15 protein-coding genes are annotated in these 15,016 nt (G+C 56.7%); 13 read left to right on the top strand and 2 right to left on the bottom strand.

Features of this window, described 5'->3' with window-relative positions:
- Positions 1–120: 120 nt before the first annotated feature.
- A complete protein-coding gene (locus tag HMPREF1141_RS02915) occupies positions 121–609 on the bottom strand; it encodes a GNAT family N-acetyltransferase (RefSeq protein ID WP_035316471.1) in 489 nt (162 codons plus the stop codon).
- 264 nt (positions 610–873) lie between these two features.
- Here HMPREF1141_RS02915 and HMPREF1141_RS02910 point away from each other — a divergent pair, with 264 nt between their 5' ends.
- Positions 874–1,857, top strand: coding sequence for a DUF4349 domain-containing protein (locus HMPREF1141_RS02910; protein WP_009060822.1), 984 nt, complete (start codon positions 874–876; stop codon positions 1,855–1,857).
- Between the two features lie 83 nt (positions 1,858–1,940).
- On the opposite strand, the gene ypeB is transcribed toward HMPREF1141_RS02910, so the two are convergent.
- The gene (gene ypeB, locus HMPREF1141_RS02905; RefSeq protein ID WP_009060925.1) at positions 1,941–3,278 is read right to left on the bottom strand and encodes a germination protein YpeB; all 1,338 of its coding nucleotides are present in this window, start codon (positions 3,276–3,278) and stop codon (positions 1,941–1,943) included.
- Positions 3,279–3,594: 316 nt separating this feature from the next.
- Between ypeB and ruvC the strand changes: the two genes are divergently transcribed.
- The 12 genes from ruvC (at position 3,595) to HMPREF1141_RS02845 (ending at position 14,948) form a co-directional block, all read left to right on the top strand.
- Positions 3,595–4,104: a crossover junction endodeoxyribonuclease RuvC gene (gene ruvC / locus HMPREF1141_RS02900; protein ID WP_009060867.1), complete on the top strand. Its 510-nt coding sequence runs from the start codon at positions 3,595–3,597 to the stop codon at positions 4,102–4,104.
- Complete coding sequence (ruvA, locus tag HMPREF1141_RS02895) at positions 4,105–4,704, top strand: Holliday junction branch migration protein RuvA (RefSeq protein ID WP_009060881.1); 600 nt, start codon at positions 4,105–4,107, stop codon at positions 4,702–4,704.
- A 3-nt stretch (positions 4,705–4,707) separates the two neighbouring features.
- Positions 4,708–5,766, top strand: coding sequence for a Holliday junction branch migration DNA helicase RuvB (gene ruvB / locus HMPREF1141_RS02890; protein WP_009060916.1), 1,059 nt, complete (start codon positions 4,708–4,710; stop codon positions 5,764–5,766).
- Positions 5,767–5,851: 85 nt separating this feature from the next.
- Complete coding sequence (glmM, locus tag HMPREF1141_RS02885; protein WP_009060904.1) at positions 5,852–7,204, top strand: phosphoglucosamine mutase; 1,353 nt, start codon at positions 5,852–5,854, stop codon at positions 7,202–7,204.
- 12 nt (positions 7,205–7,216) lie between these two features.
- Positions 7,217–8,077, top strand: coding sequence for a class I SAM-dependent methyltransferase (locus HMPREF1141_RS02880; protein WP_009060862.1), 861 nt, complete (start codon positions 7,217–7,219; stop codon positions 8,075–8,077).
- A 588-nt stretch (positions 8,078–8,665) separates the two neighbouring features.
- A complete protein-coding gene (locus HMPREF1141_RS02875; RefSeq protein WP_081487970.1) occupies positions 8,666–9,514 on the top strand; it encodes an energy-coupling factor transporter ATPase in 849 nt (282 codons plus the stop codon).
- Positions 9,515–9,580: 66 nt separating this feature from the next.
- Positions 9,581–10,447 carry an energy-coupling factor transporter ATPase gene (locus tag HMPREF1141_RS02870; RefSeq protein WP_035316480.1) on the top strand — a complete coding sequence of 289 codons (867 nt, stop codon included), beginning with the start codon at positions 9,581–9,583 and terminating at the stop codon, positions 10,445–10,447.
- Positions 10,444–11,256, top strand: coding sequence for an energy-coupling factor transporter transmembrane component T (locus HMPREF1141_RS02865; RefSeq protein ID WP_009060838.1), 813 nt, complete (start codon positions 10,444–10,446; stop codon positions 11,254–11,256). Before HMPREF1141_RS02870 ends, HMPREF1141_RS02865 begins: the two co-directional genes overlap by 4 nt.
- Before the next feature lie 15 nt (positions 11,257–11,271).
- The gene (gene truA / locus HMPREF1141_RS02860) at positions 11,272–12,027 is read left to right on the top strand and encodes a tRNA pseudouridine(38-40) synthase TruA (protein ID WP_009060829.1); all 756 of its coding nucleotides are present in this window, start codon (positions 11,272–11,274) and stop codon (positions 12,025–12,027) included.
- Positions 12,024–13,328, top strand: coding sequence for a DUF5711 family protein (locus tag HMPREF1141_RS02855; protein WP_009060798.1), 1,305 nt, complete (start codon positions 12,024–12,026; stop codon positions 13,326–13,328). The genes truA and HMPREF1141_RS02855 overlap by 4 nt, the downstream gene beginning before the upstream one ends.
- Before the next feature lie 280 nt (positions 13,329–13,608).
- The gene (locus HMPREF1141_RS02850; RefSeq protein ID WP_009060828.1) at positions 13,609–14,295 is read left to right on the top strand and encodes a CvpA family protein; all 687 of its coding nucleotides are present in this window, start codon (positions 13,609–13,611) and stop codon (positions 14,293–14,295) included.
- Between the two features lie 35 nt (positions 14,296–14,330).
- The gene (locus HMPREF1141_RS02845) at positions 14,331–14,948 is read left to right on the top strand and encodes a CDP-alcohol phosphatidyltransferase family protein (protein ID WP_009060813.1); all 618 of its coding nucleotides are present in this window, start codon (positions 14,331–14,333) and stop codon (positions 14,946–14,948) included.
- Positions 14,949–15,016 lie beyond the last annotated feature (68 nt).

The following is a 15,016-nucleotide window of genomic DNA, read 5'->3' as shown; positions in this document are numbered from 1 at the left end:
GCCCTGTGCGTTATGAATCAATCGAAAAAAGCGCCGTTCCTTTTGAGGAACGGCGCTTTTTGCAGGCTGGGCCCACACCATACATTGAGAGGGAGGAAATCATCAAACAGATTCAGTGGGTCAAAGCCCCTTTTTCATCAAAAGCAAGCGGTATTCAGAATGGCCAACAATAACTGGTTCTTCCGAATACTGTGTAAACTCTTTCTTTTTATAAAAGGCAATGGCCGGTAGATTCTTTTCCAACACGCCCAGTGTTAAGACTTTTTTACCGTGAGACGCAGCAAGCGTTTCCGCCTTCTTCATAAATTTTGAACCTGCTCCTCTGCCTTTAAAATGATTCAGAATATATAGCCTGTCGATCTCCAAAGCGTTTTGCTCCAGGATGTATTTCATATAGCCCACGGCTGAGCCGTCTTCCTCCAAAAACAAAAAATGGTTCGCGCCGTCTTCCAGCTCTTTTTTCAGATTTTCGCTGCTGTACTTGCTCATTACATACACTTCCACGTCGCTTCGATCAAGCAAATGATGAAATGCATCTGAGTATGCAGTCCGGCTTATCGTTTGCAGTTCCGTAAGATCAGCAATATCACAGCTTCTAAAACACTCCATTTATGATTCCTCCTGGTGAAACAGTGTCCTTTCATATTTTCAGTATATAACAAAATATTGGAAAAGAACAGAATTCCTCCTACAGAAAAAGATACAGTTGCTTTCGGCAAATTGCTCCGCGACATGTGTGCGGGTTTAACCCATGTGGTTACGGGATTGTTTCTTTACAGGAAATGGAAGGGACTGCTATAATCTAGACAAAACGGGCGGGTGGAACCCGCGGAAGAATGGAACCCTTTTAGGAACAGAAAGGAGCCGATCCCCGTGAGAACCAGAAGAAACCATCCGGTAGCTGTTTCAGCCGTTATGCTGGCAGCGGCAGCTTCCCTGCTGTTTACCGCCTGCTCTGCCGGCAGCGCCAGCCCTAAGACTGCTGCCGCTCAGAACATGGACTCGGTGGCCTCATCGGTCACAACCGCCGCAAAATCACAGGAGAACGCCGGCGTGGAGGGCGGCGGAACCGATCTTGGTGCCGCGCAGAAGGCGCTTTCCAACCAGAAGATCATAGAGCGGCTGAGTTACCGTATCGAAACGCTGGAGTTTGACCAATCGATTCAAACGCTGCAAGCGCTCACAGAGCAGCTTGGCGGCTACATTCAAGAATCCGGTGTGGACGGCGACGGTGCGCTGCAGAAAAATGACAGCCGCACGGCGCATTATGTACTGCGGATTCCACAGGAAAAGCTGAAGGTGTGGAAAGAAAAGTCCGGCACGATCGGTTCGGTGCTGAACGTTTCCAGCAGCAGCGAAAATATTACGGAAAGCTACTACGACACCGAGGCGCATTTGAGCGCTCTGAACACCCAGAGGGACCGCCTTCTGGAGCTGATGAAGAAGGCCGATAAAATGGCCGATATTGTGGAGCTGGAGAAGGCTCTGGCCGATGTGACCTACCAGATCGAACAGCTGACCGGCACCCTGCGCCAGTATGATTCGCTGGTGAATTACAGCACGGTTACGGTCGACCTGTTTGAAGTGAGCAAGGCGACGATTATCGACAAAACGCCCGTAACGCTCGGCGAAAAGATCTCGTACCAGTTCCGGCAGTCTCTGCGCTGGATGGGTGACGCGGGTGAGGGTGCGCTCGTCGTGGTGATCGGCGGTCTGCCGATCCTGCTGCTGCTTGCCGTCGTGGGCGGTATTGTCTGGCTGGTTGTGCGCCGGAAAAAGCGCCGTGCAAAACTTTCCGTTCCGGTGAACGGTGTGGATGACCCCGGCAATCCTCCGCAGCTTCCGCCGCAGGAATAAAACGAAATGATAACGGGGCTTACGGTCTCCATCCGAAACGGATGAGAGCGGCAAGCCCCGTTTTTATTCTTGCAATTCAGCGGCTACTGCGTCAGCACGCCGTTGTCTGAGAACAGCAGGATCAGAATATCGCGTTCAAATCCCTCGTTGGCGTCGATATAGACCAGCACCTGTTCCTTCTTTTCATCCTTGCTTTCACATAAAAATTCGTAGGTGGTCACTTCGTTGTATCCGGGGGTCGGGATAATGGCCAGCCGGCCCTCTTTTACCGTGAGGTAAGGGCTGACGTTCTTCTGCGCCTCGGCCATGGTCAGCGCTACCTTAGGCACCGCGCGGTTCGTATGGTTCATCACGTAGCCGGTCGCATCCACCTCGACAATTTCGCCGTTGTCCATCGCGACGGATACCTTGATCAGGTCGGGATAATACACCGTGCCTTGTATGGCGTACGCAAAGTTGATGGTGCATTTGCCGTCGTGCATGAAGTAATAGCTTTCTTTCATGCCGGTATAGCCGCGGGAATCCAGAAATTCCTTGGCTTTTTTCAGTGCCGCCTCGTAATTCAGGTTGTCGGTGCCGATGTCACGCGGATTCATCAGCCGCACAGGGATCCCGCCTGCCTTGGTGATGGATACGCGGATGTCGCCGTATAAAAAGTTGTACGCGGGCAGGCCGCCCTCGTTGTCTGTGGTGTGGGTCAGCTTCGACTGATCTACATTCAGGAATTTGGCCGCCAGTACCTGCGCGTTGCCCTGCGGCACCTCGGCCTTCCCTTCAATCAGTTTTGGCTTCTGTTGGCCGATATGGTCGGAGAACGGGCCATCATAAATCAGCTGGGGGTAATCCTCGAAATCCTTGGCGACGGATTCCAGCTTATCGCTGAACACCGGCTGCGATGCTCTCAGGCCCTTGACAAGAGATTCCGTTTCGCCGATTTTCAGGTCACCGGCAGAAAGCTCATCCTCTACCTGCGAAAGTCCCTGACGCAGCTTGGTTGCATATCCGCCAAGGCTTTGAATCTGTTCGTATTCATCCGTGCTGATTTTTTGCCCGGCGCTGATTTTGGCGGAAAGGGAAGTGGAGAAATCCCCTACCTGCGCCAGAAATTTGCTCATGTTGTCAAATTCGTCGCCCTTTAAAGGCAGGGCCGAAAGAGCGGCCTTCGCGCCGCTGGAATCGCGCATCAAACGCGCGGCCACGCCGTTCTGCTGCGTGGAAGTATTGGCATAAACCGCCTTGGTGAGCGTTGTTTCCAGGCTCGACACATAATCGCCCAAATCGCTGAGCGAACGACGGTAGCTGTATTCCAGGTCCGTGCGGTACCGGTTTGCAGTCCACCAGCCGCCGATGGCGGTGCCGGTCAGCAGCAGTACCAGCGCGGCGGCTACGCTGCCGATTTGAATTTTTCTTCTGCGGGTCATTTTCGTTCCCTCCGTTTCAGTATTTATTTTGAGCGAAGCGGCTCCAAATATGCGGACTTTGTGAAAGGTTTCGATAAGGCTCGCAGATAACAACCGATTTTGACAAATTGTAAACTTTTTTTATAAAAATGAGTTGACATAGAAAGCGCGTTTGCTATACTGAATAGGAATTCATTTCACGGGGGACAAGCCTGTTTTTCGTGTGCCGCAAAATGTGCCGCCGCATGCCGAACTACTTTTCACAGGTATGATTTTATGGTATAATTAAAAACTGAGTACTATCAGGTGATACAACGAAACAGAGCGGAGCGGTGAAATGGTAATCATGGGCATAGACCCGGGGTATGCGATCGTGGGATACGGCGTGGTAAGCGCGCGTTCGGGCAAATACCGCCCGATGGAATACGGCGCGATCACAACGCAGGCGGGCGAGGTGTTTGAAGACCGCCTGGTGTCGATCTACGATTCGATGTGCGCGGTTCTGGCGCACAACCGGCCGGATGCAGTCTCCATAGAAAAGCTGTATTTTACAAACAATAAAACAACCGCGATCGGCGTTGCGGAGGCCCGCGGAGTCATTCTGCTGGCGGTGCGCAAGGTCGGAGTACCGATATTTGAATATACGCCGCTTCAGGTAAAGCAGGCAGTAACAGGCTACGGACAGGCGAAAAAGCCGCAGGTGATGGAAATGACGCGAAAGCTTTTGTGCCTGACGGAGCTACCGAAGCCGGACGACACCGCGGATGCGCTTGCAATGGCGATCTGCCACGGACAGGCGGCAGGCTCGCCTTTGCGCCGCGCCATGCTGTCGGGAGGAATCAGATAAATGTTTTACAGTGTATCGGGCATCTTAATTCATGCAGAACCAAACCTTGCCGTGGTGGAATGCGGCGGCGTTGGCTTTAAGTGTTTTACCTCCATGAACACGCAGCGCTCTTTGCCGCAGATCGGCGAGAAGGTCCGTTTGTTCACGTACCTGAGCGTGCGTGAAGACGCACTCGATTTGTTCGGATTTTACACGATGACGGAGCTCAATTGCTTTAAAATGCTCACATCTGTCAGCGGTGTGGGCGCGAAGGTGGGCGTTTCGATTTTGTCGGAGCTTTCTCCGGAACAGGTTGCGCTCGCAGTGGCCTCGGGCGACAGCAAGGCGCTGTCCCGCGCCAGCGGCGTGGGCCCGAAGCTCGCGCAGCGCATCGCGCTGGAGCTCAAGGATAAAGTGAAAAAGATGGGTGTGGCAACCGTTTCTGCCGGGGACACCGCTGTGAATCCCGCGATCGGCAACGCGGCCGGTGCGGTCAGCGCACTGGCAGTGCTGGGCTGGTCGCCTACGGAGGCCGCACAGATCGTCGGCCGGTTCGACAGCAGCCTCCCTGTGGAGGAGCTGATCCGGCTGTCGCTGAAATCGATGGGAGGAGGACGATAAGACATGGAATTTTCCTTTGAAAACGAGCTGGATCTGGAAAACCGTGTCGTCGCCCCTGACTATAATCCCGAGGACGCGGAGGTAGAGAACCCCCTGCGCCCGCGCCAGCTTTCGGAATACATCGGCCAGCAGAAGGTCAAGGAAAATCTGGCGGTGTTCATGGAGGCGGCCAAACAGAGAAAAGAAACGCTGGACCATGTTTTGCTGTACGGCCCGCCGGGCCTTGGCAAGACAACGCTTGCGGGTATCATCGCGAATGAGATGGGCGTGGGGGTGCGCATCACCTCTGGCCCGGCGATTGAGAAGCCGGGCGATCTGGCGGCGATTTTGACGAACCTTTCCCCCGGCGACGTGCTGTTTATTGATGAGATTCACCGTCTGTCGCGCAGTGTGGAAGAAATTTTGTACCCTGCGATGGAGGATTTCGCGCTCGACATCATCACCGGGAAGGGGCAAATGGCGGCTTCTTACCACCTGCCGCTGCCGCCGTTTACGCTGGTGGGTGCGACAACACGTGCGGGGCAGCTTTCGGCGCCCCTGCGCGACCGCTTTGGCGTTGTGTTGCGGCTGGAGCTGTATTCGCCGGAGGAGCTTGCGCAGATCGTCACCCGCAGCGCCGGGATTCTCGGCATCCCCATTGAGCCGGAGGGCGCTCTGGAGCTGGCGTCCCGCTCCCGCGGCACGCCGCGTATCGCCAACCGCCTGCTGCGCCGTGTGCGCGATTTCGCGCAGGTGATCAGCGATGGGGTCATTACGGTTCAGGCGGCGCGGCGCGCGCTTGAAAGGCTTGAGGTGGATGAAATCGGCCTTGACGCGAACGACCGCCGCATGCTGCGCACGATGATCGAGTATTACCGGGGCGGCCCGGTGGGGCTGGATACGCTTGCCGCCGCCATCGGGGAGGAATCCGTTACGCTCGAGGATGTTTACGAGCCTTATCTCATTCAAATCGGCTTTTTGAGCCGTACACCGCGCGGGCGCTGTGTGACGCGGTCGGCGTATTTACATTTGGGCCTCACCCCGCCGGAGGATCTGACGGGTGCGCAGCAAAAGCTGTTTTAACGCGGGGCAATGACTAAGATTTGATCTGCCTTTTGGAAAGTGGCATTATTATAAAAACGATCGAATGATCGATGGGAGACGCAACATGGGAAGATTGTTTGGAACCGACGGCGCCAGAGGCGTCGCAAACGCAGATTTAACGTGTGAGCTGGCGATGAATATCGGCCGCGCCGCAGCGATGGTATTGGGTAAAGGCGGCAAGCGCCATCCGAAAATCCTGATCGGCAAGGACACGCGCATTTCCTCCGACATGCTTGAAAGCGCGCTGGCCGCGGGCCTTTGCAGCATCGGCGCGAATGTGGTGCATCTGGGCGTAGTGCCTACCCCTACGGTGGCCTACCTGGTGAAAAAGTATGGGGCCGACGCGGGTGTGATGATCTCCGCTTCGCACAACCCCTGCGAATTCAACGGCATCAAGATTTTCAGCAGCACCGGCTATAAGCTGCCCGACGCGCTTGAGGAGCAGATCGAGGCGATCGTGCTCGATCACGAGGAAAAGCCCCAGTTCCCCACCGGCGGCGAGGTCGGCTCTATTTCCGCCGCGCCCCAGGCACTGCGGGATTACATGGATCATGTGAAGAGTACGGTGCCGGAAAACGCCCTCAAAGGCCTGCGCGTTGCGCTGGACTGCGCGAACGGCTCCTCCGCGATGACCGCGCAGACGCTGTTTACCGAGCTGGGCGCGGAGTGCCACATGCTCTCCGACGCGCCGAACGGCGTGAACATCAACGACAACTGCGGCTCTACCCATATGGAGACGCTGATGCAATACGTGAAGGCGAATCATATGGACGCCGGTCTGGCGTTCGACGGCGACGCCGACCGCTGCCTTGCTGTGGATGAGCAGGGCCAACTGGTGGACGGCGATTTCCTGATGGCGATCTGCGCGCTCGACCTGAAATCGCAGGGCCGTCTGGCGAAAAGCGCCGCGGTCGGCACGATCATGACGAACATGGGCTTTATCCGTTTCTGCGAAGAAAACGGCATCAAGTTTGCGGCCACAAAGGTGGGCGACCGCTATGTGCTGGAAGAGATGCTGCAGGAGGGCTATAATTTCGGCGGCGAGCAGAGCGGGCATATCATTTTCCTCGACCACGCCACCACGGGCGATGGTCAAATGACCGGCGTACAGCTGCTGACGATCCTCAATCGCCGCAGGGCGCATTTGTCGAGCCTGGCGACGCTGATGGCCCGCTACCCGCAGGTGATGGTCAACGTGACTGTCAGCCGCGAGGGCAAGCTGCGCTTTTACACGGATGCCGAGGTCAATGAGGCGATTGAGCGCGCCAAGGCGCGTCTGGGCGCCAAAGGCCGCGTTGTGGTGCGTCCCTCCGGTACGGAGCCGCTGCTGCGCGTGATGATCGAAGGCGAAAATCACGACGAAATCAGCGCGCTGGCGCACGAGGTAGCCGATGTGGTGCGTGAGCGCCTGGCATAACGGAGGATTCATTTGAGAGCTGCAGACTGGAACGATTACGAATTGCTCGATGCTTCCGATGGGGAGCGGCTCGAGCGCTGGGGCGAGGTCATTCTGATCCGCCCCGACCCACAGATTATCTGGAAAACACCGCGCGAGCACCCGATGTGGAAGCGCGCCCACGCGCGCTACCTGCGCTCGAACACGGGTGGCGGGCGCTGGGAGGAATACCGCACGGTGCCGGGCATGTGGAAAATCAAATACCGCGAGCTGACGTTTCAGCTCAAGACAATGGGCTTTAAGCACACCGGCATTTTCCCCGAGCAGGCGGTCAATTGGGATTTTGTTGGGAAGAAAATCCGGGAGGCCGACCGGCCGGTGAAGGTGCTGAACCTGTTCGGCTACACGGGCGCGGCGACGCTGGCGTGTGCCTCAGCCGGTGCGGAGGTATGTCACGTGGATGCCTCCAAGGGCATGGTGGCATGGGCCAGGGAAAACGCGGCGGCCTCTGGCCTTTCGGACAAGCCCGTTCGCTGGCTGGTGGATGACTGCGTCAAGTTCGTGCAGCGCGAGCAGCGACGAGGCAATACCTACGACGGCATCATCATGGACCCGCCCTCCTATGGGCGCGGACCGGGCGGCGAGGTGTGGAAGCTCGAGGAGCAGCTGTACCCGCTGGTGCAGCTCTGCGTGCCGCTGCTTTCGAAAGATGCCCTGTTTTTTGTGTTGAATTCTTACACCACTGGGCTGTCCCCTTCAGTGATGGCATATTTGTTGGGAACCCTATTACAAACGCAGTTCGGCGGCTCCGTTTCGGCGGATGAAATCGGGCTCCCAGTTACACAGAGCGGTCTGGTGCTGCCCTGCGGCAATACGGCCATTTGGGCAGGTTAAACCTGCACATGCGTCGCGGAACGGCAAGCAGAGAAAACTATCTGTTCTCACGCGGAAACAACTTTGTGACAAGCTGCCGAAAGCACCTCTGCGAACCAACGAGAGCGCTCTGAAAATGATCGCTGGCAGGCTGAGCCTGCACGCGTGTCGCGGAACGGCAAGCAGAGATAACTATCTGTTCTCACGCGGAAACAACCTTGTGATAAGCTGCTGAAAGCACCTCTGCGAGCCAACGAGAGCGCTTTGAAAATGGCCGCCGCCGGACGGAAGCGGAGAGTTGCTTTTCTGCACTGATTAGGCGAGTGGGCATTTTCAATGAAACGCCTTTCCAGAGGCTGTCGTTTGCAATGTTAGGGACTGTTAGACAAGCGGATTCCAAAGGTGTCCTTTGGCGAATCTTTGCTTCCTTTCTTTTCGCAAGAAAGGAAGGGCCGGCCCCGGCCTGAGGGGCAAGCGGAAATCCTGCGGTTGGCCGCAAAAAGACCTTTTGCACATGGCAGAACAAGAAGCTATCTTCCCTGTTACGAGGGGCAAGCTAAGAAATTGATTGCGAGAAAAGAAGGCATGTCCTTCTTCAATGGAGCAAATATGGAATATCTCAAGGCGGAACATGTGTCGTTTTTTTACGATGCGGTGGAAGAAGGGGAGCAGGCGCAGCAGGTGCTGCGCGATGTTTCCATGAAAATCAGGAAGGGCGAGTTCGTCGCCCTTTTGGGGCATAACGGTTCAGGGAAATCCACCATGGCCAAGCACTTTAATGCCATGCTGCTGCCCAGCGGGGGGCGGGTGTATGTGGACGGAATGGACACGATGAACGAAAACCTAAAATATGAAATTCGCCGGCGCGTGGGGCTGGTGCTGCAAAATCCCGACAATCAGCTGGTGGCCAGCATTGTGGAGGAGGATGTGGCGTTCGGGCCGGAAAATCTGGGCATCCCTCCGGCGGAAATCCGCCAGCGGGTAGACGCGGCGCTGGAAGCCGTGGGAATGTCGGAATACGCTTCGCACTCCGCGCACAAGCTTTCCGGCGGGCAGAAGCAGCGCGTCGCCATCGCGGGAATCATCGCCATGCAGCCGGACTGCATCGTGCTCGACGAGCCGACCGCCATGCTCGACCCCCGCGGCCGCACAGAGGTTATGGAGACCATCCGCCGGTTAAACCGCGAGCGCGGCATCACGGTGGTGCTCATCACTCATTACATGGACGAGGCCGTGCAGGCCGACCGGGTGATCGTGATGGACAGCGGCGAAATTCTGCTGGAGGGCGCGCCCCGCGAGGTGTTCTCTCATGTGGAGCTGCTACGGCAGCACAGTCTGGACGTACCGCAGGCCACGGAGCTGCTGTACCGGCTGGGCAAGGCCGGCTGTACCGTGCCTGAGGGTGTTTTGAACGAAGAGGAATGTGTGGCCGCCCTGGAGCTGCTGCTGAACGAATAAACTTTTTGCACCGCTTAGAGTGCTGCAAGAAATTCGTTGATCCGCGAAACGGAGGAACAAAACGGCATGGTCATATTGGAAACAAAAGAGTTAACATACCGGTACGGTGTGGGCACCCCACTGGAGCAGGTTGCGGTGGACAACGTAAATATCTCGATTCGCCGGGGCGAGTTTCTGGGTGTGATCGGTCACACCGGCTCGGGAAAATCGACGCTGATTCAGCAGCTCAACGGCCTGATGCGCCCGACCTCGGGACAGGTGCTATTAAACGGGAACGACATCTGGGCCGAACCTAAGAAAATCCGCGCGGTGCGTTTTCAGATAGGGCTGGTGTTCCAGTACCCCGAATACCAGCTGTTTGAGGAAACCGTGTTCCGCGACATTTGCTTTGGCCCGCGCAACATGGGGCTTTCGGAGGAAGAGATTAAGGAACGCGCGCTCGGCGCGGCGGAGTTCGTCGGCCTTAAAACGGAGCTGTTGGAAAAATCCCCATTCGAGCTTTCGGGCGGTGAGAAGCGCCGCGCGGCGATTGCCGGCGTGGTCGCCATGGACCCCGAGGTGCTGATTCTGGACGAGCCCGCCGCGGGACTGGACCCGCAGGGACGCGACCAGCTGCTTGACCAAATCCGCAGCTACCATCAGCAGCGCGGCAACACGGTGCTTCTGGTATCGCACAGCATGGAGGATATTGCCCGCGTGGCAGACCGCGCGCTGGTGATGAACCGCGGAAAAGCCGCGATGCTCGACACCGTGCAGCAGGTCTTTTCACGCCGCAGCGAGCTTGAAAACATGGGCCTGCGCGTGCCGCAGATCACAAAAATCATGAGTCTGCTGCGTGCCAAGGGCTACCCCGTAAACGAGGGCGCGCTCACAGTGGACGAGGCGCTGCGCGATTTGCTGCCGCTGCTGCGGGAAAGGGGGTGCGTGCGATGATCCGGGATATTACGCTCGGCCAGTATTTTCCGGGGAAATCCCTTGTTCACCGCATGGATGCCCGCGTAAAGATCGTACTGACCTTTGTCTTTATCATTTTCATTTTTATCGCGAATAATCTGCCCGCCATGCTGCTGATGGTGGGAATGGTGCTGAGCGCCATGCTGCTTTCGGGCATTTCAGTGCGCCAGTATCTCAAAAGCCTCAAGGCCGTGATCATTGTAGTGGCGCTTACATCGGTGCTGAACCTGTTTTACGGCAGCGGCGATATTCTGGTGCAGTGGGGCTTTTTAACCATTCGTACCGGCGGTGTGATCAACTGCATATTTATCGCGGTGCGCATTATCAGCCTCATCCTGTTCAGCTCGGTGCTGACGTTCACGACATCCCCGACCGATCTGACCGACGCGCTCGAGCGCATTATGAAGCCGCTGAAGGTCTTTCACGTGAAGGTGCACGAGATCGCGATGATGATGACGATCGCGCTTCGCTTTGTGCCGACGCTGCTGGAGGAAACCGATAAGATCATGAGCGCGCAGAAGGCGCGCGGAGCCGATATGGAGAGCGGCGGGGCCATCCAGCGGGCCAAAGCGCTGATCCCGATTCTGATCCCGCTGTTTGTGTCGTCGTTCCGCCGCGCTTATGAGCTGGCGATGGCGATGGAGTGCCGCTGCTACCGCGGCGGCGAGGGCCGCACGAAAATGAAGAGCCTGCATATGACAACTCTGGATGGGTGGGCGATTGCGGTCTCTTCCGCCGCGTGCGTTGGTGTGGCGCTTTGCGTGATGCTGCTGCCCAGCCTGTTTTAACGGGAGGGAGGCGCCATGCGGAACATTCTTTTCAACATCAGCTATGACGGGTCTGCCTACCACGGGTGGCAGGTGCAGAACAACGCCATTTCGGTGCAGGAGGTCTTTCAGCAGGCGATGCTTCAGGTAGTGGGCTGTGTGCCGGACGTAAAGGCCTGCAGCCGAACCGATACCGGCGTGCATGCCCGGCAGTTCTGCATCAGTGCGAAGATCGAACGAAACATCCCGTGCGAGCGGCTTACGCCCGCGATGAATCATTTTCTGCCGCCGGATGTCGCGGTGCTTTCCTGCCGCGAAGTGCCGATGGACTTTCACGCACGCTATTCGTGCCGGGGCAAGGAGTACGTCTACCAGATCTGGAACGCCCCGGTACGCGACCCGTTTTTGTATGGTTACGCCCTGCACTACTGGTACCCCATGGATTTGGAGAAGCTCAACCGCGCGGCCGCGCATTATTTAGGCACGCACGATTTTACCTCGTTCTGCACGATCGACGCGCGCGACGCCGGCAATATGGTTCGCACCGTTACCAAGGCCGAGGTGAGCCGCGAGGGAGACATGGTACGCTTTACCGTGGCAGCGAACGGCTTTTTGTACCACATGGTACGCATTATGGCGGGCACGCTGCTGCGCGTGGCCCAGGGAAAATTCGAGCCGGAGCAGATTCCGCAGATTCTGGAGCAACGCAACCGCCACATAGCGGGGCCGACAGCTCCGCCCGGCGGTCTGTACCTGAACCGTGTTTTTTACGATGAGGAAGTGATGGGATGACCCGAAAAACCAGGGGAAAGCGCTTTGTAGACGACGAGAGCGATCTGGAGGAGCTGGGCCGCGAGGGAAATCCGAATGCCCGGGAACGCCGGGAGAGAGTCGTATTCCCGCAGATGCCCCGCTGGCTGTACCGCGTGATTCTGATTCTGCTGATTTCGGTGGCGGGCCTGCTCGTGTGGTTCAACCGCGACAACCTGTCACCGCAGAATATCGGCGGATGGATTCAGTCGAAGGTGGTGGGCATGGGTATGGGCGACGGCTACCCTGCCGCGCTCGACAACGGCCGCAACGTGGCGCCCGGCAATTTTTTTGCCGCGGACAAAAATGTGGCAGTGGTCAGCGATACCTCGGTCACCGTGCTCAATTCCACCGCCAAGGAGCTGGTGCGCCGCCAGCACAGCTTTTCAAATCCCGTGGCAAAGGTCTGGGGCCAGCGCGTGCTGGTGTATAATCTGGGCGGCACGGGCTATCAGGTGGAGAGTATCTCCAAGGCGGGGGAACGCCGTATTGCGGACGCGGAAATTCTCGCCGGCGCGATTGCCGGCAACGGACGTGTGGCTCTGGCGACGGAAAGCCAGGGGTACTACTCCCGCATGACGGTATACGGGGAAAACGGCAAGGCGTTTTATACTTACGATTTTTCGGAATATTACATTACCCATATTGCTTTGAACCGAAGCGGTACGAGAGCCGCCGTGGCCGGGGTGGCCGCAAAAAACGGCGCGATGGTCTCCGTGGTGTACCTATTCGATTTCGGCAGCCCGAAGCCGGTGTCGCAGCTTGTGTATCAGGACAATCTGGTGCTTTCGCTCGACTACGGGCAGAACGGCGTCATTGTTGCGGTGGGCGACCAGCTCACGAGCATTATTTCAGAAAACGGCGGGAAAACGGATTACAGCTACGGCTCGCAGAGCTATCTCGGCAGCGCGGTCGACAACGGCCGTACGGCGCTTCTGCTTTCCCCTTACGCCAACGCGGATTCCGCCAGCCTGGTGCTGCTCGATGTGAAGGGCAAGCAGGCGGCTTCGGTGCCGCTGGGGCAGAACGCAGGGGGAGTATCGCTGTACGGCGATACCGCCGCGGTGCTGCTTACTGATGAAACGATTCGCGCCTACACCGCGTCCGGCGGCGCGCTGAAGGGCACATGCAGCGCAGGAAAAGATGCCCGCGCGCTCACGCTGCGGGACGAAAGCTCTGTGTATGTTCTGGGCTTCAGCGAAATCCGCCTGGAGCATTTTGCCGCGCAGGAGGGGCAGAATACGGCACAGAACGCCGCTGGGGGCGCAGCCTCCGGTTCCTGAACGAACGGCGCTTTCCCCCGGCCTTTGGCAGGGGAGAAGGAGCCGTTTTTTGCTCTTTTCAGCCAAAGGAATATTTACACTTTGTTTTTTTTCTCACCTTGCCGTAATATTTGCTTTGTGATATATTATTAGAGAGTAATTTCACTCCAAAAGCGGCTTTGCATCAAAATGGGAATTCTCCCCTGCCGAAGGCAGAGGAAGAATGCAATCGCTTTTTGAAAGAGGAAGGTCAGAAGAGAAAAGGCTCGCTCGGCGGGTTTTAAAATTTGGGAGGTTACCTGTGAGTTTCATTGATTTAATACTGATTGCGATCCTCACCTGGTTCACGATTGTAGGCTGTGAAAAAGGGTTAATCCGTTCTCTGGCCGGGTTTGTCGGCTATGTGATCGCCTCGATTGCGGCGGCTGTGATCGGCCGTATGGCGGCGGGCGCTTTGTACCAAAATTTTATTTACGACAATCTGGTGGGGAAAATTACAGAGACCCTGCAAAGTACGGCGGGTCAGGGAGCGGAGCAAAAGGTACAGGCTCTTCAGGATTCTCTGCCGGCCTTTCTTCGAACCGGCCTTTCCGGCGACGGCTTTTTGTCGGCGCTTGACAGCTCGATCGAAAAGGCCGCGCCGCAGATTGCAAATTTGCTGTCCCCCTCGGTCATCGGTTTTACACGGCTGGTGATTACGGTGGTTTTATTTTCCGCACTCTATTTTGTCGTACGTATTCTGGTGCGCATGATCGGTTCGGCGTTCCGCCTGCCGATTCTTCGCCAGATCGACATGATGGCCGGCGGCGTAGTCGGCTTCTTCAGCGGCTGCGCAATCGTGCTGCTGCTCTGCATGCTGCTGCAGCTCGCCCTGCCCATGATGAAGGACGGACTGTTCGGCGTTACGCAGGAAGGGCTCAAGTCCTCATGGGTTTACCAGACACTTTATGAAAAAAGCCCGGTTAATTTCCTATTCCCTGAGGAATAATGGGGGATAGCCCAGAGGCAGATGGGAGTGGAGAAATGAGGGACATCAATAAGAATATCACGGTTCCGAATGCGCTTTCTGTTTTTCGGATTCTGCTGATTCCGCCATTTGTATTGTATTTTTTGGCGCAGCAGTGGCGCGCTGCCGGAGTCGTGCTGGTGGTATCCGGCCTGACGGATCTGGTGGACGGTTATATTGCCCGCCATTTTAACCAGATCACCGAGCTGGGCAAGCTGCTCGACCCGCTGGCGGATAAGCTGACGCAGGCTGCCGTGGCGGTTTGCATGGCCATTGCGGAGCCGGTTCTGGTACCGTTTCTGGCGGTGTTCGTCATCAAAGAGACATTGATGATCATAGCGGCCTGTGTGCTGCTCAAACGAAAAAAACGCCCCACGGCCGCAAAGTGGTACGGCAAAGTGGCCACAACGATGTTTTACGTTTCGTTTGCGGTTATTTATGTGCTGAAAGGCTTTTTTGAATACGAAAACTTTTACCTTACCATTACGCTGTTATCGGCAACCGTCGGAATGATGGTTTACGCCTTTCTTCGATATTTTAAGATTTTCTGGACGACGCTTCACTCAGAGGACCCCAAGGATATAGTTGACCTGGAGCTGAAGGCCAGACGCACCATTTCCCGCAAGCAGGGATGACGGTGCGGGTTTGCCCCAATTTCGCCGCAGGGCAGCACCTCCAAAATCACCCGTAGCGGCAGCGGAGG

The organism is Clostridium sp. MSTE9 (assembly GCF_000277625.1).
Lineage (GTDB): Bacteria > Bacillota > Clostridia > Oscillospirales > Acutalibacteraceae > Faecalispora > Faecalispora jeddahensis.
The sequence above is the reverse complement of the archived record's forward strand: the minus strand, read 5'-3'. Positions and strand labels throughout refer to the sequence as shown.

What these genes read in the sequence shown, in the direction of transcription:
- HMPREF1141_RS02915 (WP_035316471.1), bottom strand. Translation starts at nt 609, where the DNA reads ATGGAGTGTTTTAGAAGCTGTGATATTGCTGATCTTACGGAACTGCAA.
- ypeB (WP_009060925.1), bottom strand. Translation starts at nt 3,278, where the DNA reads ATGACCCGCAGAAGAAAAATTCAAATCGGCAGCGTAGCCGCCGCGCTG.
- ruvC (WP_009060867.1), top strand. Translation starts at nt 3,595, where the DNA reads ATGGTAATCATGGGCATAGACCCGGGGTATGCGATCGTGGGATACGGC.
- ruvA (WP_009060881.1), top strand. Translation starts at nt 4,105, where the DNA reads ATGTTTTACAGTGTATCGGGCATCTTAATTCATGCAGAACCAAACCTT.
- ruvB (WP_009060916.1), top strand. Translation starts at nt 4,708, where the DNA reads ATGGAATTTTCCTTTGAAAACGAGCTGGATCTGGAAAACCGTGTCGTC.
- glmM (WP_009060904.1), top strand. Translation starts at nt 5,852, where the DNA reads ATGGGAAGATTGTTTGGAACCGACGGCGCCAGAGGCGTCGCAAACGCA.
- HMPREF1141_RS02875 (WP_081487970.1), top strand. Translation starts at nt 8,666, where the DNA reads ATGGAATATCTCAAGGCGGAACATGTGTCGTTTTTTTACGATGCGGTG.
- HMPREF1141_RS02870 (WP_035316480.1), top strand. Translation starts at nt 9,581, where the DNA reads ATGGTCATATTGGAAACAAAAGAGTTAACATACCGGTACGGTGTGGGC.
- HMPREF1141_RS02865 (WP_009060838.1), top strand. Translation starts at nt 10,444, where the DNA reads ATGATCCGGGATATTACGCTCGGCCAGTATTTTCCGGGGAAATCCCTT.
- truA (WP_009060829.1), top strand. Translation starts at nt 11,272, where the DNA reads ATGCGGAACATTCTTTTCAACATCAGCTATGACGGGTCTGCCTACCAC.
- HMPREF1141_RS02855 (WP_009060798.1), top strand. Translation starts at nt 12,024, where the DNA reads ATGACCCGAAAAACCAGGGGAAAGCGCTTTGTAGACGACGAGAGCGAT.
- HMPREF1141_RS02845 (WP_009060813.1), top strand. Translation starts at nt 14,331, where the DNA reads ATGAGGGACATCAATAAGAATATCACGGTTCCGAATGCGCTTTCTGTT.